Origin of the sequence: Ensifer sp. Root423 (assembly GCF_001426275.1) — a bacterium.
Lineage (GTDB): Bacteria > Pseudomonadota > Alphaproteobacteria > Rhizobiales > Rhizobiaceae > Ensifer > Ensifer adhaerens.
This window is the reverse complement of sequence record NZ_LMEG01000002.1, coordinates 1-18,721: the sequence shown is the minus strand read 5'-3', so window position 1 is coordinate 18,721 and position 18,721 is coordinate 1. Positions and strand designations below refer to the sequence as shown.

Genomic DNA, 18,721 nt, shown 5'->3' with positions numbered 1-18,721 from the left:
ACTCTTCTGGAAAGGACAGTAAAACGCCACGCCTCCGATCTCAAAGACGAAAATTGCTCCAAAGGCTGCCCTCAATCGCGGTTGCTCTGCCTGGCTGCCAGGGCACTCAATCCGCGTTGAGCCCTGCGGGTTCGGAAGCAGAGGCGACGTTGACCCTGTTTGTCGTCATGTCCTTCGGCGCAGCCGCGATCTGGTTCGCGGTGGTCGCCTTCGTCTGCTTTGCCGTGCGCAGTCAAAGACGAGTTTTCGCAGAGCCTGCCGCAAGCCGGCTCGTCCTGTGGGGCGGCGGCGTGTTCCCAACTGTGACGCTCTTTGCCCTTTTGACATATGCATTCTGGTTAATGCCGACGCTTAGACCTTCGCCGACTTTTCGCGATGCTACGGATTTTCGGGTCGAAGTCACCGGCAGGCAATATTGGTGGCAGGTGGTCTATGTCCATCGCGGCCTCACAATCGCAGCGGCAAACGAGATCCGCTTGCCGGTCGGTCGGCGAATAGAATTTTTACTGAAGAGCGATGACGTAATCCATTCCTTCTGGATACCCTCTCTCGGGGGCAAGATGGATATGATCCCGGGTCGCGAAAACCGCCTTTCGCTGATGGCGCAAAGAACGGGGGTATTTCGCGGCGCGTGCGCCGAATTTTGCGGGACGTCTCACGCATTCATGGCGCTCACCGCAGTGACCATGGAACCCGACGCGTTCGACGCATGGCTTGCCAGCCAGGCGAAAGCCTCGATAAACGTCGCGGGAGAGGGGCGTGCTCTCTTCTTGCGCCATGGCTGTGGCTCCTGTCATCGCGTTGCGGGCACGGAGGCCGCAGGCGCGGCTGGACCCGATCTTTCTCACCTAGGGTCTCGGGAGATGCTGGGAGCCGGGATCGTCGCCAACACCGAGGACAACATTGCTGGCTTCATCGCGAACCCGGGTGCGATCAAGCCGGGTGCGGCCATGCCCGCTTTCTCCATGCTGGCGCCGCAAGATATCCGTGCAATCGCCGCCTGGCTGAAAGGACTGAGATGACCGAGCCGGGCGCCCGCGCGAGTGAAGAGGAGCGCGCAGCGCAGAGCGAGCGGCTGCGCAAAGTCTGGGAGAATCCGCACGGCTGGCGCTACTGGACGAGCGTCAACAACACGCAGGTCGGGCTGTGGTATGCGTCCACCGCCTTCATCTTTCTGCTCTTTGCCGGCGCGCTGGCATTGATTATGCGGGCGCAATTGGCCATGCCCGACAATGATCTGGTTTCGGCGGACTTCTACAATCAGCTATTCACGCTGCACGGGACCGTCATGATGTTCCTGTTTGCCGTGCCAATCTTCGAGGCAGTGGCGATTTTTCTGTTGCCGCCGATGATCGGGGCTCGAGAGTTGCCGTTTCCGCGACTGGGCGCGTTCGGGTTCTGGAGCTTTTTTCTCGGTGGCATCTTTGTGTGCGGCTCGATTTTCTTTGATGCAGCGCCTTCTTCCGGTTGGTTTATGTATCCGCCGTTGGCAACCGACGAAAAACTTTCCGGCATTGGCGCCGACATCTGGCTGCTAGGCCTCTCTTTCATCGAGGTGGCTTCGATTGCAGCGGCGGTGGAGCTCATCGTCGGGATCATGAAATGTCGCGCACCCGGCATGCGCATCAATCTGATGCCGCTCTTCGCCTGGTATCTGCTGATTGTCGCCGGCATGATCCTCTTTGCATTTCCGCCGCTGATTGCCGGCGATATCCTCTTTGAAATGCAGCGCATGTTCGACTGGCCCTTCTTCGATCCGGCACGCGGCGGCGATCCGCTGCTGTGGCAGCACCTTTTCTGGATCTTCGGCCATCCGGAGGTCTACATCATCTTCCTGCCGGCGATTGCCTTGATGGCGATGATCGTTCCGACCTTTTCGGGGCGTCCGATCGTGGGTTACTCCTGGATCGTGCTTGCCGCGGTCGGCACCGGCTTCCTGTCATTCGGCTTGTGGGTACACCACATGTTCGCGACAGGACTGCCCCAGATATCGCTTGCCTTCTTTTCGGCCGCTTCCGAGGCAGTGGCGATCCCAACGGCGGTTCAAGTCTTCGTCTTCATTGCCACCATGCTTGCTGGCCGCGTCATCCTTTCTACTCCAATGCTGTTCGGGGCAGGCGGCATCGCCATTTTCGTCATCGGCGGGCTAACCGGCGTCATGGTGGCAATTGCGCCCTTCGACTGGCAAGCGCACGACACTTACTTCGTGGTTGCCCACCTCCACTATGTCCTGATTGGAGGGATGCTGTTCCCGGTCGTTGCGGGGATCTACTACTATTACCCCCTTATCGATGCAAAACGCCTGTCCAATACGCTCGGACGCATTGCCTTCTGGCTGATGTTTGTCGGTTTCAACGTCACCTTCTTTCCAATGCATCTGACCGGCCTTTTCGGCATGCCGCGTCGGGTTTTTACCTATCCGGCCGACCTTGGGTGGAACCTCTTGAACCTTGTGTCGTCTGTCGGCGCCATCGTGTTTGCCTTCGGCGTTTTGATCGTGGTGTGGGATGTCCTGCGCCCTAAGCACCGGGAGCCTCGCGCCGAACAAAACCCATGGAATGCCGGTACGCTTGAATGGGTCAGCGAGCCTGAGGAAAACTGGGGTGTGCGCTCCGTTCCCTTCGTTTCGAGCCGCTATCCACTTTGGGATCAACCGACGCTTGCCCGCGAGATCAGCGAGGGGCGATGGTATCTTCCCGACGCCAAGGAAGGGCGTCGCGAAGGTCTGGTCACCTCCGTGCTCGATGCACGGCCGGAACAGGTCTTGCGCGTTGGCGGCACCTCAAAGGTCACCATCCTCTCGGCTTTCTCGCTCGGTGCCGTGTTCATCGCTTTGACGTTTAAGTGGTGGATCGCAGGGGCAATCGCCGCCTTCACCTGTTTCTGTGCGATCCTCTATTGGCTCTGGACGGGGACCGGGGAAATTCCCGAGAAGCCGCAGAAGGACGTCGGCGTTGGGCTCGCCTTGCCGCTTTACGCATCCGGTCCGTCCTCAGTCGGCTGGTGGGCCATGTTCATCACGATGGTGGGCGACAGCACCGCCTTTGCGAGCCTGATCTTCGGCTATTTTTTCTATTGGACGATACACGAAGACTTCACGGCGGGATCAGCTGGTCCCGGAATGATGTGGCCACTGGTTTCGGCAGCGCTCTTTGTCTTTGCGTGGCTCGCCACCTTAGCTGCAAGACATTTCAACGCCCTCGCGCGTACGGCGTTCGCGCGTGCCGCTTTGATCGTGGCGCTCGCCCTGACGGTCGTCGCATCCGCGGCTGGCATCGCGGGCCCCTGGTTGCACGCCATGAACCCGACCGCCCATGTTTACCCGGCCATCGTCTGGGTGCTGGTTTGCTGGACAGTCGTTCACGCTTGTGTCGGCGCTGTCATGCTAGCCTATTGTCTTGCGCGAAGCCTTGCCGGGCGCCTTACGAAAACCCACGACATGGACCTGCGCAACGTGGCCCTCTACTGGCATTTCCTGGCAATTACGGCGCTCATCACCTTCTTCGTGATCGGTCTTTTCCCGGAGGCACTTTAATGCGTCTGCTGCCAAGGGAAATCGAAACGTTCTGGACGCTGTTCACGGGGCCGGCCATCTGGGCCGGGCACTTCCTGATATGCTACGCCAGCGCGGCGATTTTCTGTGCCAAACCAGCGTTGTTCGCGATGGAGTTCAAATCCTTGCGCCTAGGCATCGCCGTCATCACGGTTTTAGCGCTCGCAGCCATTGGGCTTTCGGCGTTCCTTGCGTGGCGCCAGTGGGGCTTCGGCGCGCACGATCCTCCGCATGACGATCCGACGCGCCACGATCGCCTTCTGTTTCAGGGATTTGCAACCTTGCTGCTTGCCGGCTTGAGTTTCGTCGCCGTCCTGATGACGGCACTGCCGACGATCTTTGTTTCGGAGTGCTTGCGATGAGGGTGCTCTGGCTTGCGAATGGTTGCCTCCTTTTGGCCGTTATCTGGCTTGGCCCGCTTTTGAGTGCGTGGCGCGGCTCGGTTACCGCCCACATGCTCGCGCACATGGGGGTCGTAGCAGTCGCAGCACCTCTGATCGCTATAGGTGTTGCTCCCCGTCTCGCCAGCTGTCGCCGGCCCGTGCTCACCGGGTTGCCGATCGTCGCCTCGCTCGTCGAACTCCTGGTGGTCTGGGGTTGGCATGCACCGGCTGCACGTCGGTTGGCGGAGAGTTCGCTTTGGGGCACCGCCCTTGAGCAGGCCTGCTTTCTAGCCGCCGGGTTGTTCCTATGGTCCACGTGTCTTGCGGCCGGGAGCACGAACAGGTCTTCAAGCAATGCGGCAGGCGCCTTCGGTTTGCTGCTGACGACCGTTCATATGACGCTCCTCGGCGCCCTCTTGGCGCTCAGCCCACGCACGCTCTATCAATTTGGCGATGTCACCTGTTTCGGCACGACCTTGACGGCGGCTCATGATCAGCAACTCGGCGCCGTTGTCATGCTGATGGTTGGCGCCGCAGCCTATCTCGCAGGTGGGGTCGCCTTGCTTTCCGGTCTGCTTGCAGAGCCAAACCGGAGGGTCGCCTGATGCATGTTCGATGGAAGCACCTGGCCGTCGGGCTCGCCATCCTGCCGATCGTCGTCCTTTTTGCCACCTGGATCGGCTTCTTCAACGTCGGTGCGTCTTCCGGCCATTGGAGGATAACCGAGTGGTTTTTGCATTTTGCCATGCGTTCGGCCGTTCGCACCTATGCGCTCGCCGTTGATGCCCCGGAGAGGCTACCTGATAACGGCATCCCACCGGCAGCCGGTCACTTTGCCCGTGGCTGTGCTACCTGCCACGGTGCGCCGGGCGAACCGCGGTCCCCAGCAGCACTTGCGATGTTGCCGCGACCGCCGGATCTTTCCGCTGTAGTCGAGCAATGGGAGGACGCAGAACTGTTTCGCATCGTGAAGCACGGGGTTCGCTTCACCGGCATGCCGGCGTGGCCGACCCAGGCGCGCGACGACGAAATCTGGAGCATGGTTGCGTTCCTGCGAAAGCTTCCGGCTATGGATGCGGCCACCTATCGTTTGCTCGCCTATCGCGAGAGGCCACAGCCACCCATGCATGCGTTCCGATTCGAAGATGCATTGGCAGAATGTACCCGCTGCCATGGGACCGATGGGATGGGCTTTAGCCCGCTCACGCCTGTTCTTGCAGGACAGAAGGAGGCCTATCTGCTCGAAAGCCTCAACGCCTATCTCGAGGGACGTAGACCAAGCGGCATGATGCAACTTCCCGTGCAGTCGGTGGATCCGGGGCATCTTCGCGCTCTTGCCAGCCATTTCGCAGCTTTGAAGCGCAATGCGGTGGTGCAACCACTAAAAGACGATCGGGTGGGGCAGGGCGAGCAGATTGCGCAGCACGGCCGTCCCGCCCAAAAAGTTCCGGCATGCTTGGGCTGCCACCAAAATTCGCAACGTAACCCGTCCTACCCAAGGCTTGACGGTCAGCCCGAGGCATTTCTCGCGGCACAACTGAAGCTCTTTCGCGAAGGCTCGCGATCGGGAACTCCGTTCAGCCATTTGATGGAGAGTGCGGCAGAATACCTGTCTGACGCAGATATCGAGAATGTTTCGGCATATTTTTCGAGTTTGCCTCCTGAGGATTGAAACACCTTCGTGCCGAAATCGTTTGGCTCGGTCATTGAGGAGCCGGTCATGAAAAAGCTGCTGATCACCGTTCTTGTTGTCGCTGCGCTTGTGGTTGCCGCGGGTGGGGGCTTAGTTGCGCTGTCCCGGCATGAAGCCACGGTGCCGATCGAGCAGACCTATGGACCGGATCCGGTTCTCGTTGAACCGAAAGCGGAGTGGTTGCCTTCCGTGAACGTCGCCGAGGCCGCGCCCTGGCCCAATGGGCAAATGCCCGTCGCGGCGCAAGGGCTTGAAGTCAAGGAATACGCCGGCGATCTGGAGCATCCACGCTGGCTCCATGTGCTGCCCAATGGCGATGTTCTGGTGGCCGAAAGCAATGCGCCGCCGAAGCCCGACGAGGGCTTTTCGATCCGGGCCTTCTTCATGGGCCTCTTCCAGGCTAGAGCCGGTGCCGAGACGAAGAGCGCCAACCGCATATCGCTTCTGCGTGATTCAGATGGTGACGGCGTGGCGGAAACCAAGACACCGTTCATCACTGGGCTCTACTCCCCCTTTGGAATGTCATTGCTCGACAGCACACTCTATGTCGCCAATGCCGACGCCATCGTGGCCTTTCCCTATCAGGAAGGTGCAACGCAAATCACCGGGGCGCCTGACAAGATCGTCCACCTGCCTTCAGGTCGCAACCATCACTGGACAAAGGATGTCATCGCCAGCCGCGACGGAACAAAGCTCTATGCAACCGTGGGCTCCAATTCCAACGTAGCCGAGAATGGCATGGATGAGGAGAAAGGACGAGCCGCGGTCCACGAGATCGACCTCGCCAGCCGACAGACGCGGCTGTTCGCATCCGGTCTTCGCAACCCCAATGGGTTGTCCTGGCAGCCTGATTCAGGCCAGCTCTGGGTCGTCGTCAATGAGCGCGATGAGATCGGCCCTGACCTCGTGCCCGACTATATGACGTCCGTACAAGATGGTGCCTTCTACGGCTGGCCCTATAGCTGGTATGGCCAACATGTTGATGATCGCGTCGAACCCCAGAACCAGGAGCTTGTGGCCGTCGCTATCAAGCCTGACTACGCGCTCGGGCCTCACACGGCGTCACTCGGCCTGACTTTCAACACCGGCGATCTGTTCGGGCCGGAGATGAAAAGCGGTGCCTTTGTCGGTCAACACGGCTCATGGAACCGCATCCCGCGCAGCGGCTACAAGGTCATTTTCGTGCCTTTTGCCGCCGGCCGGCCGTCCGGCCCGCCGCGCGATATCCTCACGGGTTTCCTAAGCGCCGAAGGTAAGGCTTTGGGTCGGCCGGTGGGCGTTGCGATTGCTCGCGACGGCGCGTTGCTGGTCGCCGATGATGTCGGAAACAAGGTGTGGCGCGTAGCACCCCACGCCAAATTGAGTGTCGGGATCACCGCAGCGTTCGGCTGACCTTGCCCCTGGGCTGGAGGAATGCGGCGTTGCACGGTGGTCACCGCTTTTCCAGTGCACCATGGCACGATAGCCGTAAATGTCACCGTCACGCTCCTGTCACGCGACAAGGCGGCCAGGGCGCGATAAGTTGCGCGCTCATGTCAAGCCTCGAATTGTCGCCTGCCGCGCGCTCGGTTTCATCAGCGCAGCGGCGTCACGTACGGAGTGGGATCTCATGCGCCGCTATCTATTAATATCCATACAGCAGGCGTCGTTAGCCGCGACGAAGTCGGTCGAAAGTATTCATCGGATGGGGCTGCCGTCGCTTACGGTCAACGGGTCGTAGATGAGCTGACCAAGGATGAGGAATATTACGACGCCATAATAGATGTGGTCACGGCATCTGGACGGTTGGTTGCGCGACTTATATCGCGCAACGCTCCGCCCATGCGTCCCGTGAGCCAGCCGACGCGCCAAGTTTCATTGCATTGAGCATTATCTTCAGTGAGAATCTCTCCCGATCGCTAAGGGACAGGATGGAGTTTTCGCAGCATCTCCGGGGAGATCATCGATATTGCTCGTTCACTGGTGTGTCAAAGATGTGAGCTGTGCGCGGCGGCGGTACCTAACCTGGCGACCCCGCCCGAGGAGCGATGCTCGCAGTCCGCCTGGTTCCCGTCGCGACCTGTTGGATGTAACTCTCAGGATATCGCGGCCAATTTACAAACAAGCGACACGGAAGAATGGTTGTCGGGGCTGTCGACTGCTCATCCAAACGTGGGTTGTTCACGACCCTCCTGGAATCAGGAGCAGCTTGCCAGTTGTCTTGCGGCTGGCCATGTCCTTATGTGCCTGGGCGGCATCCTTGAGAGGGTAGCTTCCCCCTGCAGTGACCTTCAACGACCCGTCCGCGATCCAATCGAAAAGCCGGCCGGCGCGCTCGCGAAAGAGTTCGGGTGAGTGGATATGGTCGAAGAAGACGCCATAGCCGATCTTGACGCTTTTCGGCAGGCTCATGATGTCGAGCGGGCCCGGCCCACCCAGCACCGGGCCATACCAACAGAGCGTTCCTGACCGCCGCAGTACTTCGAGAGACGCTTTGAATGTCTTGGGACCGGAGCCATCATAGACCACGTCCACTCCCCGACCACCGGTGAAGTGGAGCACCTCGTTGACAAACTCTCCTTCTGTATCGACGATCACGTGCTCGGCGCCGGCATTTTGCGCGATGGCGACCTTGTCTTTCGATGACACGCGCCCGATGACGCGCCCGCCTCGGAGCTTTATGATCTGCGTCAGGAGCAGTCCTACGCCGCCCGCTGCAGCATGAACGAGCGCGATGTCCCCAGGTTGGACGGCATAGAAATCGGTGGCAAAGTGGCTGGCGGTCAGGCCCTGCATCATGATTGATGCGGCCGTTCGGTCATCAATGAAGTCGGGGACCTTGACGAGCGACGTTGCCGGGATCGACAGCCGCTCGGAGTAGCTTCCGGGGGCATAGACCCAGGCGACGTGATCGCCCACGGCAAGATCCGTAACGCCGTCGCCAACACTGAGCACGCGGCCGGCGCCCTCGACGCCAAGCACTTTCGGGTTCGGGGTTTCCGTCCACGCCATGCCCTGCCGAACGCCGATATCCATGAAATTCACACCTGCCACGCGGACCTCAACGATAACGTGTCCGGGCGTTGCCACAGGCTCTGGGCGCTCGACGAATTCCATAACGTCGCTATCGCCCACGCCGTTCATGACCACAGCTTTCATAGTCAGTTCCTTTCTTGACTGATTGTTCCAGAATTGTGCAAATTTTTTGGGGTGCTACCGGATTGCACGGATTGCCAGTTCTCCGAGGGATTCCAATTCCGAGCGAGGGCTACCTCCACGGGCCGCGATACGAATGCCAGCGATGCTGGTAATGAGGAAAGAGGCAACAGCCTCTGCCGACAGCGATTTTTCGACATCGTTTTCGGTTTGGGCTTGCTTGATGCATTCCACTGCCGCTTTCCTCAAGCGATTGTCGGCAGCATGATGGAGCGCGTTAAGTTCCGGCCGGCTCTGGCCAAATTCACAAATCGAATTGACGCCGAGGCAGGCGCAATCGGCGCGCTCCACCACTCGTTCTATCATTGCGGCGATCCCGTCGACGGCCCGTCGCTGGCTGCGCAACATCGTCACGTGGGCTTCAGTTTCTTCGAATGCATAACGTTCCACTGCTAATCGGTAGAGCGCCCATTTGTCTCCAAAGGTGTCGTAGAGGCTTTGTCGTCCGATCTTCATCGCGCGCACCAGCATCTCAGTCGATGTGCCCTCGAAGCCGTGTTCGCGAAACACGTCGATTGCGGCACCCACCGCCTTGTCTTTGTCGAATTCCTTTTTTCGCGCCATCGCCGTGAAATAGCTATTCTGGAACGATCTGTCAAGAAATGACATTGTGATCTGTAGTCTATGCGGCAACGCACAGGCGATCTTGATTTCGAGGAGTCGAGCGCGTCGCGGGACAACGTCATCGATATCGCTCGACGGCGAGGCCCCTAGTAGGTGAGGGGCGGGCCTTTCTCGTTGGCGATCGGCGGAATGCCACGGCCAAGATACCTCGCCTTTGCCCCGCCTTTGGCTATGATCCCTTTGGCTTGGGGGGCAAATTTTCTGAGCGAGGTCTAGGTCACCTCTTATCGCCGTCGCATCGACCAGATCTTGCGTGAAGGGCAGCCTGCCGCCTGGCAGCGCCAGCCCTCACGGACATGCGCCAGAAGATCGACCGTTATGGTCCCCTCGCGCGGCTCGGCGCCGAATTCGTTCATCAACCCGATTGCCGCAAACCAGAGAGCGTTGACTGCCGCGCGCCATGGCGTAGTGCCCGCCGGCGACGCTTCAGCCAGAGAGACTTCAAAATCCTTGGTTGCTGCTGATGGTGATACCGGTCGCGGTCGGCCAGATGTCGACCGAAAGGCTGCCGACGAGCGGACCCAGCTCCAATCAGCCGGCAACGTCTTCTGCCGACTAAAGTTCAATCCTTCACGGTCACCGACGGCGACAGTGTTCGCATCAGCATGGTACGAGCGTTCGGCTTGTCGGCTTCAACACTCCGGAAAAGTTCGAGCCCAGATGTTCGCGCATCGCCGACATGTCCGGTCGCTGGTGGCTGGCCAGGTGAGGTGTCGGCGCCCTGGATGCCGAGAAATTAAGCTTTCACGTCGAGTGTCATCTCGACCATCGTCGGGCGAAAGCCCGCTGCGGCAAAGAGCCGTTGAGCAGCTTCGTTTCTGTGCGCCGTGGAAAGCACGATAAGGTTTGCTCCTCGCTCTTTAAGCGCTGCAACAGCTGCCTCGAGCAGCATCCGGCCGATGCCTTGGCTGCGCTTTTCGGGCTCGACGAAAAGATCGTGAATGACGCCCGCCGGTCCTCGGAGCGCCATGTAGTCATGGCCCTCAACAGATGCATAGGCGTAACCGACGATCATTTCATCTTGCTCAGCGGCGAGGACCACGACCTCGGACTTTTCAAGCTGACTTCCCAACCATCTGGCATAAGATGCCTCCGTGCCGGTTCCCGTCGGGATGAAGCGCTCGGGGTCCCATTGATGATGAAGCGCCATCAGGTCAGCCCCGTACTTTCCGAGTACAGGCACATCTTCATCGCGGGCGGCTTTAATCGTGATGGTTGATAGCATTTTACGGCATGATCCGTCGTTGGTGTTATCCGGCCATCACCTTCGATATGCCCGGCCGAAGAACCTTGCATCGTAAATGAACTTCGTCGTGGCTCAACGGCTCGGAGGCAAACAAAAGGCGCTCTATCTTTGCCGCCAGGCTCTGTTCGCCAAATTTAACGGCGCGGTCGCAGACACGCCGCGCCGCTTGCCTTCGGACTTGGGGAATTGGGCGGTTTAGCGTAGAGAGTTTGCGGGGACAGCGTCCGGTCAATCCGCAATAGCAGCAATGTTTCCAAGTTATTCTATTGCCGCTTTCCGCGACCGCTCGCTGCTTTCGTCGAGATCGATAGCGTCGCCGAGCGGGGTAGCCGCGATTGATTTGATTTGTTGCGCGAGAGCCGAAAGCTTGCTCGCTATATCCTGCAGCTCCGACGCTGAGTTTGAGCCCGGGCGGATGCCGTTTACGCCACGTTTGTCCACGTTCTCGTCCCTCGCGATTGAACTTGGGTGTCCAGTATATTTTCAAGATTGAATATAAGGCCACCAAGTTCCGCGCGCTCTTACCTTGGCGCACAACCGGCCATTTGGATCTGAGTGCCGGTCCAAGCTGGGCCTCACCTGCAGTTGGATTGCGAAACAATGCTGCTTATCGGCTACACTCGCGCGCCGTTCGTTACAAAAAATGCTGCGCGCGCGAAAGAATCTGACGTGGCGGGTAGCGGTGCGGGTAGTCGTGTCTGTTAGTGCGTGCTAATGAGAATTCAACGATCTGACACGAACACCGCTACGAGCGTCGCAGACCTCGTGATCCAATTTAAAACGGCCCAGTGCCAACTGGATGAGACGGTTTACGGGTATGACATGAGCGCTTCCGCTCACTCGAAGAGACGATTAAGCAGTTGTTTCAATCGATCGAACGACGAGTGCCGCGCGACGCAGCCGAATTCGGGACGATCGCGACATTCTATCTCGATCTGCTCGAGGACTGTGATGGCGGCTTCAACAAACGGCTTCATGATGGCTTGCGCCAGCTGTTCGATCGGCACACCCCGCGTGGGCGCCCGAAGGGAATTGGGTTTGCGACGAGTGGCCAACGGCAATTGATGGCAGGGGGTTAGGCGGAGCAATAAAGGAGGGCGGAGAGCGCACGATTATTGTCGAACTCACAGATGCGGATGCGACGGACTCCGGTATCTTCACCTGGGATATCGTTCGCGACCTTGTCTATGGAGATTCGGCCCTGGCTGCGCTCTTCGGTCTCGCCGCGAGCGAGACGAGCCAGGGACTGCCGCTGAGACTTTATCTCGACCGGGTCCATCCGGAGGATCGACCAGGGTTGGCAAAGACAATTACGGAAAAGATCGTGAGCGGACGAGCCCAGCAGTCGTTCTACCGCGTCAGGACGCGGGCTGGCTGGTATGTCTCGGTCGTTGCTTTTGGTCGGTGTTTCCAGGATCGCGATGGAACACCGGTCCTCTATTCCGGCATCGTTGTCCTGGAAAGCGCAACATCGACCAACGACAACCGGCGGCATTAGCGCCGGAGCAGGATTTTCCCGGCGATGTTGGTGGGCCTGGCCGGACCTTCGCCGGATCGTTGCCGGTTGACCGGTGGACCTCGAGCTCCGATCTAAGGCTCCTGACGCTGTACAACCTGGCGCAACAACTGGTCTGCGGAATTCCTGCTCTAAGCGGAAGAAACGAGAGAGCCAAACAGTGAGACTGATCATCCGCCCGAACGACCGGTATCCGCATCTCGGATTGGACCGTCGTCCTTTGGCGATTGCCTGCGGCGAAGGTTGGCTGGGCATCCTGCACGCATTCTTCACCGAGGCCGACAAAGTGATGGCTGTAGGAGGCTCGTTCACGGTGCTCGAGGTGATGGAGGAGAAGGGCGTTCTGCACATGCATTATGCCATCGCACAGATCGCACCTGATGCTCGCCGCGCGATCGACGATGCCTGCCGCCTAGCCGCCGCGCGATCCTTTCACATCTGCGAGGTCTGCGGACGCCGTGGGCGTCTGCACACCTTCGGCGACCTCCGTAAGGTCGTCTGCAGCGAGCACGCTGACGGCGAACTCGGCAAGGGCGTACCATTCGAAGACCCTCTCAATGCTCTCGATCCCTATTTCCCTGACGTGGATCCGTTCATAGCAGCTCGGCCGACCGTTACGGAGTTCGATGCTGCTCCGATCATTGAAGGGTGGCTTATCGAGGAGGACAGCGAAGGCGGCCGGCGCCCGTGGCTATACGGCTGGTTCTTCAGCGAGCCTGTGACCCGCGACGGGGAGCATGGGCACACGTCTCCCATCGTCCAAATGGACGATATGGTGCCCCCACGATGGGTTCGAACAGACACTCGGCTTTACCGCCTCGGCATGTGTTACCCGCCGGCCGAGCGCGAGATCCGTTACTGGGCGCAGAAGCTGTCTCGACGCCCTGTGCCCTACGGCGAGCGTCCCGGTGGCAGCGATGACATGGAGGCGATGCTGGCCTTCCTCCGTTCCAGCGGCCGCCTGCGATCAACGAAGATTGACCGCCTGGAACAAGCCTACCGCGAAGAGCAGGGACACGTAAACGAAGTTGGAAAAGTTCGCGCGACGTAAGGCTATGCTGATCGTGGTGCATCGGCTCCAATGCCGGAGTTCCGCTGATTTGGGGCCCCGCTTTCCTGCTCGTCGGGGTGTTGCGGTTTTCGTGCGCAGCGGGTCATTCCAAGTATGGGCGCCGGTGCGCTGACGCGCGCGGTTGCCCCATTGTACCTTATGTAACCCTTGTCCATCAGCGCTTCGGCGTAGCAGCCGTCGCATGCCGGACTGACCTTGGTGCAGCTCATCCATGGTTTCGAAGTGTGGGTAATACGGGAGATCGCGGAATTCTCGGCCATCATTCGGCGCTACCTGCGTTTCGGTGCGCGTTGCCGCGCTCAACCCCGATCAGGTCGTCGAAGAAGTCGAGCATCCCCTGGAGGTGCGGACGAATTCTTGGACTGCTTATGCTGCAATTCCTCAGTTCGCTTGACACCTCTTTGAAATCGCCGATGGAAAAGCCGTCGATCGGCCGGATGCACGCCGCCAAGGGCGGACCCAGAAGCAATGGACGGAATGCCGTCTCAAAGCTTGGTGGAACAACGAAACCGACGTCGTTCGCTACTCGGAGATGAAGGAAGCCAACGCCGCTGAGAAAGCCGCGACCTCCGCGAAGAGATCTCGAAGCCCAGATCTTCCGCATCAAAAATCCATGAACAGGGCCACAACGACGTGCAGACTATAAACTCGCAGTGATCACCCGTCTTCGTGATGGGTGCCATCGGTCACTCGCTGCCCTTGAAGAGCCCGCGGCGGCAGCATGAGTTAATTTCTCACCTCAGGCTGGGCGACACCAACGTTATCGGAGAATGCCGGCTTCTTTCGCAGCAGCTTCAAAGGCGGCCCTGGCTTCCGCGCCAGGAATCGTTCCCTCGGCAGCATCCAGGCAAGCTTTCCGGGCCGCTGCGTAACTCGCGCTCTTCGTCTCTGGCCAGGACTTCATAAGGAATGCGACCGCCTCTCGGGCATTCCTGATGACGTGAAAATGATTATCAAACGTTACTTCAACGTTCGCGTCCCAGATGTTTATCATCGCGGCCTCCGTAGGGTTGGCCTTTCCGAAACGTATATTAGGGAATTCTGTTCCAACGGAGAGATCCGACCGGGAAGCTTAGCAAGCATAACCGCTCATCTTCGCCGGTATTTCCTCACCTGGCACAGGGGTGACGTCTGGCGCCTCTTCCGGGACGTCGTCCGGTCCGGGCTCCTCAATGGGGCGATCCGGATTGTCTGGCATGGGATCGGGTGTCTCGCCGGGCGGGACCTCCACGGGCTTTCTCGGCTCTTTGGGGTCGTCGGTCATATCGGTCTCCCTTCTTGCAGGCCTAATGGAGCCGCATAAGTTTTGTTCCGCGAACCGGGAGGTGCGGCAGCATAAGACGAATGGATTCAGCGCAGCCTTGTGACCTTTGCCTCGGCGATCGCTTCAATGAACGCGGCGCGAGCTTGCTCCCACGGATACGTGCCCATCGCCGCGTCGGTGCATTTGTAAAGCGCGTCCGAGTACGCGACGCCAAAGTCTATGGGCCAGTTCTCGCTCAGGAGCTTAGCCGCTCGACCCGGGGTCCATACGATTTGCACCCCGTCGAGCTCCGGAAGCTGGATGATCACGCATTTGCTCCAACTCTGGATTTCCACCGGCCTCTCCTTATCTTGCGGTCGCGCCTACATTTTCGGCGGAATAATTGCGCCGGGCACAGGGCTAATAGGAGGTACGTCGGGACCGACGTCGGGCTCCGGCTCCTGGATCGGGGGCTCCGGCAGATCTGGTGGAGCATCCGGCGGCAGGTCCGGCGGGAATTCGGGATCTGGAACGGTCGGGATTGGGGACTTGGGCATGGAGGCCTCCTCTTTGGTGGTGCAACCGCGACCGAGCGGTGTTTGTTCCAAGAGCTCGGGCCGGGGCGCCCCGGCGAGGTGGCGGCGTGACCGAGCACCTGTCCGCGAAACAGTACCAGGCCGCCATCGCGATGCCGAAGCGTGGGAACAAGTACCAGGCGCAGCGCACCGCCTCTCGACGACATCCGGCGTCGACGAGGCCGGCAAATGCATCGCCCAACTGATGGAGGCCGGCATGATGACCCCGCATCGATCCAGTCCGAAGATCCGACCGAGGAATATCGGATCGCTCTCACGGGCATGCTGATCCACGGTCTGCGCACCGTGTTCGTCGGCCTGAAGCGTGGCGAATACAAACTGCAGAACAGTTCCGTCCTGCCGATCTCATCAGAAATGCCGGCTATGGCCAACCTCGAATGCCGAAGCCTCCGCGAAGAGCGGATGCGCCTAGGAATCAAGGCTGGCCGCGAAAACGCTGCGCTCGGTGGCCCGTGCAGGTCCCGCTACGGGCTTAAGGACGTGCGCATCACGCAGGAGAAGAGGCGAGTTCGCCGCCCAGGGCTTCGTCGTCGTCGCCGAATGCCAATCGCACGACGAGTTCGCCAACGGCTGCAAGGCGAAGCAGGTCCTACCGGAGGCGCAAGCCTCTGCTGCATAAGCATCCCCCCGCCCAGACACCAACCAATCACGTCATCGCCGTCCGCGTCCACCAGCTGCGCACGCTCGCCTACCTGACGCCCACCGACTATGTCCGGCTTCGGAGCCTCGAACTGCGGATTCTGTCAAAGGTCATGCTCGGCCCGTCGCACTTCATATTGCTCGCGAAGGCTGTCCTCTATCTCTTAACGGACCCCCCGGCGAGAGGAGGACATTGCGACAGTTCGAAGACGTTCTCGCGGCTCTCGAATTCGCCTCGTAGGTCACCCAAGAACGCGGACTGTGTTTCGTCCCTACCGCCCCAATGTCAGGTGGAAGTGCCAACTACAAGTTAATTTACAGTTTGGCAGTGGCCGTCGAGGCGAATGTATAATGTCGCGTTTTACTCGGCTTTCTTATTGGCCATACAAGCGTTTGGATCCCCAAACGAAATCGATAACATCCCCAACTGTCACGAGTTGCTCCATTGACTCCTCGGCGATGAATATCCCAAACTCCTCTTCGATCAACATCGATAACTGGGATATTTTCAGCGGGTCAGTTCCAAGATCGTCCACGATTGCAGCGGAGTCGGCAAGGTCCGCGGCTTTGACGCCGAGTATTTCGATGAAAATCATCTTGACGCGGGCGGAGATACCGGCTCGTGTGGTAGCCCTACGTCGCTCCCGTTTTTGTGTTCCCGACGCCGAGTTTAGCCCTTCTTTCGTTTCTCGGCTAATGCGTTCGCCTTCTCTCGCGAGTTTCCTGCTTCTTTGATGATCTTGCGGGCCCGGTCATCGGTGAGGCCGTGCTTCCGCTTGAAGTAATTGAGTTCGTAAGCCTGTCCGGCGGCAACTCGTCCGCGATCGCGACCAACGTTCTTCTTGTCGTCTGCCATAGGGTTCCTCCCGGGTTGCGACTGTTCACAACCGTGGAAGCCGCAGGAATGTTCCGCGACAAACTGAAATCCCATAATCTAGTGGGGTTAGTTGTTCCGCTTTGCCACATAAGTTGTTCCCGGATCGTTCTGGTGCGTATTAGTGGCCGAACCAAGCAAATGTTCTACGTGAAAGATATCAACCACCGAGCTACCAACAGGCCGACGCGGTGGTGGCAGCTGAGGGATCCGGCAACAAATCGATGGAGGCTGGCTAGCGGCGAAACCGAATAGGATTCGCGTTACTGTCGCTCGTCTTTATCGCCGCGTCAGTTCTACTTTTTTGGCCTTGACGACGAACCAGTGCGTAAGGCGCGGTGTCCGTTAACGCAGCCCGCTCGAATGTCGGCGTTGGCGTTACTTCTTATTGGTGTCCTTCACCTGAGATCCGAACGTCGGCGCAGCGGGTTTCGCGGCAGCCTTGTCCTTGTCCTTCTTGGGCTTTCTGGCTTCCTTGTTGCTTCGTACTTGACCCTTGGCCATTGGCGCGTCTCCTGTTGACGAAAAAAGCTAGCCGCTAACGGCGGGAGATAGCAACCGAATTCGGTCATCTTGAATGCATTCCCACTCTCCAAGGTTGGATCAATACCAGTCCTGAAAAGCGCGCGGTACGAGAAGTTCGCGCAGGCACTCGCCAAAGGCAAGACAGCAGATGACGCATATGCGGCTCGATCAGAGGGACACTCGCTGGATCTTAGCGAGGACTTCACCGCCTCACGCCTGCGTCTATCACTGCTAATATTTCAGAAATCCGGCCGCCGCTGGTAACCGATTGGGCAACGTGGCGCGGCGCCTGTTAGTCTTCAGCTAGTTGCTCCGCAGTCGCGACGACCTCGGAGTGCCGAACGTCCCGTCGACATACTTGAAAAAAGTATGCTCATGATCCAGGCGACGATTGCGATGACGACCATCTTCATGAGGCACTTCCGGTTCGTCACGATCTACAGCAACACCCCGGACGCCCCATTATTCCGTCGCAGAGCAATCGGGGGGTCCCTAATTGGTGGGGACCATCGCCGGCGGCTCCGGTGGTGCCGTCTCGACCCCCGGTTCGAACATTAGGATGCTCAATACCAGGGCAACGAGAATGCAGATGAGCACCAGGAAGGCGACGCCGGCTTTATCCATGCCCCAGTTCAGCCCTCGAATGTGGGCATAAGGAGGCAGACAAGCGCGACGACCCAAGGACCGCGGTTTATGTGGTAGGGGCGGCAAGCAAGAGAACAATCGCGATAGCGATCAGCAGCGGCCCCATCCATCGAAAGTGCCTCGTGAGTTGAGCGAGCCATGGTACCTGAGTGTTGGTCTGAACGTAGCCAAACCCTGCTGCCGTCATCCAGAGGCCGGCGCAAAGCATGATGATCTGATCAACATAGGCCAACACTTCCAATTCCTTTGCCTACAGCCGGAGAGGTGGATGACGCGGGTAGCCAAATCGGGATACGGGGGAAATCGCAGCGGCCTTCAGTTTACCGAATGATGAACCATTCCATGGGATCGGCGCCTCGCTTGTAGCTCAGCCCCGCTTTCTCCAAGCTCTGCTTTAGGTCAACCGGACACAAACAGAGGTCCATTCGGCGCCAGTCCTCGCCGGGAGGCCATTTGGAAAACGGGTTGTGATCCTGCCACACAAGGTTTCGGCGCCGCTGAAGTCAACGAGTTCGCCAGGAGGTTGGATCATCGCCTACGGCCCGATTTGAGCACGAATCCTGGAATCGCGGCGTCATTGATGTCCAGATTAACGCAGCCCGCGCGACCGTCGGCGTTACTTCTTATTGGTGTCCTTTCACCTGAGATCCTAACGTCGGCGCAGCGGGTTTCGCGGCAGCCTTGTCCTTGTCCTTGTCCTTCTTGGGCTTTCTGGCTTCCTTATTGCTTCGTACCTGACCTTTGGCCATTTGCGCGTCTCCTTTGACGAAAGAGCTAGCCGCCAACGGCGAGGGAATAGCAAGCGAATTCGGTCATCTTGAATAGCCCCGAGTTTCGTAGACACCCTCGGGTTAGATTTTCTGCTGCTTCTCGAACTCGACGGGTGACAGCATCCCGTTCCTGACGTGTTTGCGTTT

General features: G+C 59.1%; 23 protein-coding genes. 8 read left to right on the top strand and 15 right to left on the bottom strand.

Annotation, left to right across the window (positions count from 1 at the left end):
* Window positions 1–149: 149 nt before the first annotated feature.
* The 6 genes from coxB to ASD01_RS03995 are packed head-to-tail and all read left to right on the top strand — an operon-like array spanning window position 150 to window position 7,021.
* Entirely contained in the window at window positions 150–1,022 is an 873-nt protein-coding gene (gene coxB / locus ASD01_RS04020) for a cytochrome c oxidase subunit II (protein WP_244495183.1), read from the top strand.
* Entirely contained in the window at window positions 1,019–3,535 is a 2,517-nt protein-coding gene (gene ctaD, locus ASD01_RS04015) for a cytochrome c oxidase subunit I (protein ID WP_060643574.1), read from the top strand. The genes coxB and ctaD overlap by 4 nt, the downstream gene beginning before the upstream one ends.
* On the top strand, window positions 3,535–3,915 hold the full coding sequence (locus ASD01_RS04010) for a hypothetical protein (RefSeq protein ID WP_034800322.1): 381 nt from the start codon (window positions 3,535–3,537) through the stop codon (window positions 3,913–3,915). The genes ctaD and ASD01_RS04010 overlap by 1 nt, the downstream gene beginning before the upstream one ends.
* Window positions 3,912–4,541, top strand: a complete 630-nt coding sequence (locus ASD01_RS04005) for a cytochrome c oxidase assembly protein (protein WP_060643573.1) — start codon at window positions 3,912–3,914, stop codon at window positions 4,539–4,541. Before ASD01_RS04010 ends, ASD01_RS04005 begins: the two co-directional genes overlap by 4 nt.
* Entirely contained in the window at window positions 4,541–5,608 is a 1,068-nt protein-coding gene (locus ASD01_RS04000) for a c-type cytochrome (protein WP_063891187.1), read from the top strand. Before ASD01_RS04005 ends, ASD01_RS04000 begins: the two co-directional genes overlap by 1 nt.
* A 48-nt stretch (window positions 5,609–5,656) precedes the next feature.
* Window positions 5,657–7,021, top strand: coding sequence for a PQQ-dependent sugar dehydrogenase (locus ASD01_RS03995; protein ID WP_060643636.1), 1,365 nt, complete (start codon window positions 5,657–5,659; stop codon window positions 7,019–7,021).
* Window positions 7,022–7,789: 768 nt separating this feature from the next.
* Here ASD01_RS03995 and ASD01_RS03990 read toward each other — a convergent pair.
* The 4 genes from ASD01_RS03990 to ASD01_RS35330 form a co-directional block, all read right to left on the bottom strand.
* Window positions 7,790–8,767 carry a quinone oxidoreductase family protein gene (locus tag ASD01_RS03990; RefSeq protein ID WP_060643572.1) on the bottom strand — a complete coding sequence of 326 codons (978 nt, stop codon included), beginning with the start codon at window positions 8,765–8,767 and terminating at the stop codon, window positions 7,790–7,792.
* 54 nt (window positions 8,768–8,821) lie between these two features.
* Entirely contained in the window at window positions 8,822–9,388 is a 567-nt protein-coding gene (locus ASD01_RS03985; RefSeq protein ID WP_034800425.1) for a TetR/AcrR family transcriptional regulator, read from the bottom strand.
* 796 nt (window positions 9,389–10,184) lie between these two features.
* A complete protein-coding gene (locus tag ASD01_RS03980; protein WP_034800331.1) occupies window positions 10,185–10,673 on the bottom strand; it encodes a GNAT family N-acetyltransferase in 489 nt (162 codons plus the stop codon).
* Window positions 10,674–11,530: 857 nt separating this feature from the next.
* Window positions 11,531–11,701 carry a hypothetical protein gene (locus ASD01_RS35330; protein WP_156400723.1) on the bottom strand — a complete coding sequence of 57 codons (171 nt, stop codon included), beginning with the start codon at window positions 11,699–11,701 and terminating at the stop codon, window positions 11,531–11,533.
* Between the two features lie 53 nt (window positions 11,702–11,754).
* On the opposite strand from ASD01_RS35330, the gene ASD01_RS03975 reads away from it, so the two are divergent.
* Entirely contained in the window at window positions 11,755–12,192 is a 438-nt protein-coding gene (locus ASD01_RS03975) for a PAS domain-containing protein (RefSeq protein WP_320410588.1), read from the top strand.
* Window positions 12,193–12,370: 178 nt separating this feature from the next.
* Entirely contained in the window at window positions 12,371–13,261 is an 891-nt protein-coding gene (locus ASD01_RS35325) for a hypothetical protein (protein WP_034800348.1), read from the top strand.
* A 2-nt stretch (window positions 13,262–13,263) separates the two neighbouring features.
* Here ASD01_RS35325 and ASD01_RS37340 read toward each other — a convergent pair whose 3' ends face one another.
* The 11 genes from ASD01_RS37340 to ASD01_RS37185 form a co-directional block, all read right to left on the bottom strand.
* On the bottom strand, window positions 13,264–13,491 hold the full coding sequence (locus tag ASD01_RS37340; RefSeq protein WP_348272340.1) for a hypothetical protein: 228 nt from the start codon (window positions 13,489–13,491) through the stop codon (window positions 13,264–13,266).
* A 50-nt stretch (window positions 13,492–13,541) separates the two neighbouring features.
* Window positions 13,542–13,886, bottom strand: a complete 345-nt coding sequence (locus ASD01_RS03965; protein ID WP_060643569.1) for a hypothetical protein — start codon at window positions 13,884–13,886, stop codon at window positions 13,542–13,544.
* A 156-nt stretch (window positions 13,887–14,042) separates the two neighbouring features.
* Window positions 14,043–14,276 (bottom strand): DUF982 domain-containing protein, encoded by a 234-nt coding sequence (locus tag ASD01_RS03960; protein ID WP_034800350.1) that lies wholly within the window; start codon window positions 14,274–14,276, stop codon window positions 14,043–14,045.
* Between the two features lie 78 nt (window positions 14,277–14,354).
* Window positions 14,355–14,546 carry a hypothetical protein gene (locus ASD01_RS34380; protein WP_034800353.1) on the bottom strand — a complete coding sequence of 64 codons (192 nt, stop codon included), beginning with the start codon at window positions 14,544–14,546 and terminating at the stop codon, window positions 14,355–14,357.
* Window positions 14,547–14,632: 86 nt separating this feature from the next.
* Complete coding sequence (locus ASD01_RS03955) at window positions 14,633–14,881, bottom strand: DUF982 domain-containing protein (protein ID WP_034800356.1); 249 nt, start codon at window positions 14,879–14,881, stop codon at window positions 14,633–14,635.
* A gap of 1,253 nt (window positions 14,882–16,134) precedes the next feature.
* Complete coding sequence (locus ASD01_RS03945; protein WP_060643567.1) at window positions 16,135–16,356, bottom strand: acyl carrier protein; 222 nt, start codon at window positions 16,354–16,356, stop codon at window positions 16,135–16,137.
* 74 nt (window positions 16,357–16,430) lie between these two features.
* Window positions 16,431–16,616: a DUF3606 domain-containing protein gene (locus ASD01_RS03940; protein ID WP_034800360.1), complete on the bottom strand. Its 186-nt coding sequence runs from the start codon at window positions 16,614–16,616 to the stop codon at window positions 16,431–16,433.
* A 396-nt stretch (window positions 16,617–17,012) separates the two neighbouring features.
* Window positions 17,013–17,138, bottom strand: coding sequence for a hypothetical protein (locus ASD01_RS37195; RefSeq protein ID WP_255381443.1), 126 nt, complete (start codon window positions 17,136–17,138; stop codon window positions 17,013–17,015).
* Window positions 17,139–17,651: 513 nt separating this feature from the next.
* The gene (locus tag ASD01_RS37190) at window positions 17,652–17,783 is read right to left on the bottom strand and encodes a hypothetical protein (RefSeq protein WP_255381441.1); all 132 of its coding nucleotides are present in this window, start codon (window positions 17,781–17,783) and stop codon (window positions 17,652–17,654) included.
* A 67-nt stretch (window positions 17,784–17,850) separates the two neighbouring features.
* Window positions 17,851–18,036: a hypothetical protein gene (locus tag ASD01_RS36435; protein WP_082566399.1), complete on the bottom strand. Its 186-nt coding sequence runs from the start codon at window positions 18,034–18,036 to the stop codon at window positions 17,851–17,853.
* Between the two features lie 391 nt (window positions 18,037–18,427).
* Window positions 18,428–18,553, bottom strand: coding sequence for a hypothetical protein (locus tag ASD01_RS37185; RefSeq protein ID WP_257785212.1), 126 nt, complete (start codon window positions 18,551–18,553; stop codon window positions 18,428–18,430).
* Window positions 18,554–18,721: the final 168 nt, after the last annotated feature.

Coding starts and splice junctions, on each gene's coding strand:
- ctaD (WP_060643574.1), top strand. CDS start 1,019: ATGACCGAGCCGGGCGCCCGCGCGAGTGAAGAGGAGCGCGCAGCGCAG.
- ASD01_RS34380 (WP_034800353.1), bottom strand. CDS start 14,546: ATGACCGACGACCCCAAAGAGCCGAGAAAGCCCGTGGAGGTCCCGCCC.
- ASD01_RS04010 (WP_034800322.1), top strand. CDS start 3,535: ATGCGTCTGCTGCCAAGGGAAATCGAAACGTTCTGGACGCTGTTCACG.
- ASD01_RS03940 (WP_034800360.1), bottom strand. CDS start 16,616: ATGGCAGACGACAAGAAGAACGTTGGTCGCGATCGCGGACGAGTTGCC.
- ASD01_RS03980 (WP_034800331.1), bottom strand. CDS start 10,673: ATGCTATCAACCATCACGATTAAAGCCGCCCGCGATGAAGATGTGCCT.
- ASD01_RS03995 (WP_060643636.1), top strand. CDS start 5,657: ATGAAAAAGCTGCTGATCACCGTTCTTGTTGTCGCTGCGCTTGTGGTT.
- ASD01_RS37185 (WP_257785212.1), bottom strand. CDS start 18,553: ATGGCCAAAGGTCAGGTACGAAGCAATAAGGAAGCCAGAAAGCCCAAG.
- ASD01_RS37340 (WP_348272340.1), bottom strand. CDS start 13,491: ATGAGCTGCACCAAGGTCAGTCCGGCATGCGACGGCTGCTACGCCGAA.
- ASD01_RS03960 (WP_034800350.1), bottom strand. CDS start 14,276: ATGATAAACATCTGGGACGCGAACGTTGAAGTAACGTTTGATAATCAT.
- ASD01_RS03945 (WP_060643567.1), bottom strand. CDS start 16,356: ATGATTTTCATCGAAATACTCGGCGTCAAAGCCGCGGACCTTGCCGAC.
- ASD01_RS03985 (WP_034800425.1), bottom strand. CDS start 9,388: ATGGCGCGAAAAAAGGAATTCGACAAAGACAAGGCGGTGGGTGCCGCA.
- ASD01_RS04000 (WP_063891187.1), top strand. CDS start 4,541: ATGCATGTTCGATGGAAGCACCTGGCCGTCGGGCTCGCCATCCTGCCG.
- ASD01_RS37190 (WP_255381441.1), bottom strand. CDS start 17,783: ATGGATAAAGCCGGCGTCGCCTTCCTGGTGCTCATCTGCATTCTCGTT.
- ASD01_RS04005 (WP_060643573.1), top strand. CDS start 3,912: ATGAGGGTGCTCTGGCTTGCGAATGGTTGCCTCCTTTTGGCCGTTATC.
- ASD01_RS03965 (WP_060643569.1), bottom strand. CDS start 13,886: ATGCGGAAGATCTGGGCTTCGAGATCTCTTCGCGGAGGTCGCGGCTTT.
- ASD01_RS37195 (WP_255381443.1), bottom strand. CDS start 17,138: ATGGCCAAGGGTCAAGTACGAAGCAACAAGGAAGCCAGAAAGCCCAAG.
- ASD01_RS03990 (WP_060643572.1), bottom strand. CDS start 8,767: ATGAAAGCTGTGGTCATGAACGGCGTGGGCGATAGCGACGTTATGGAA.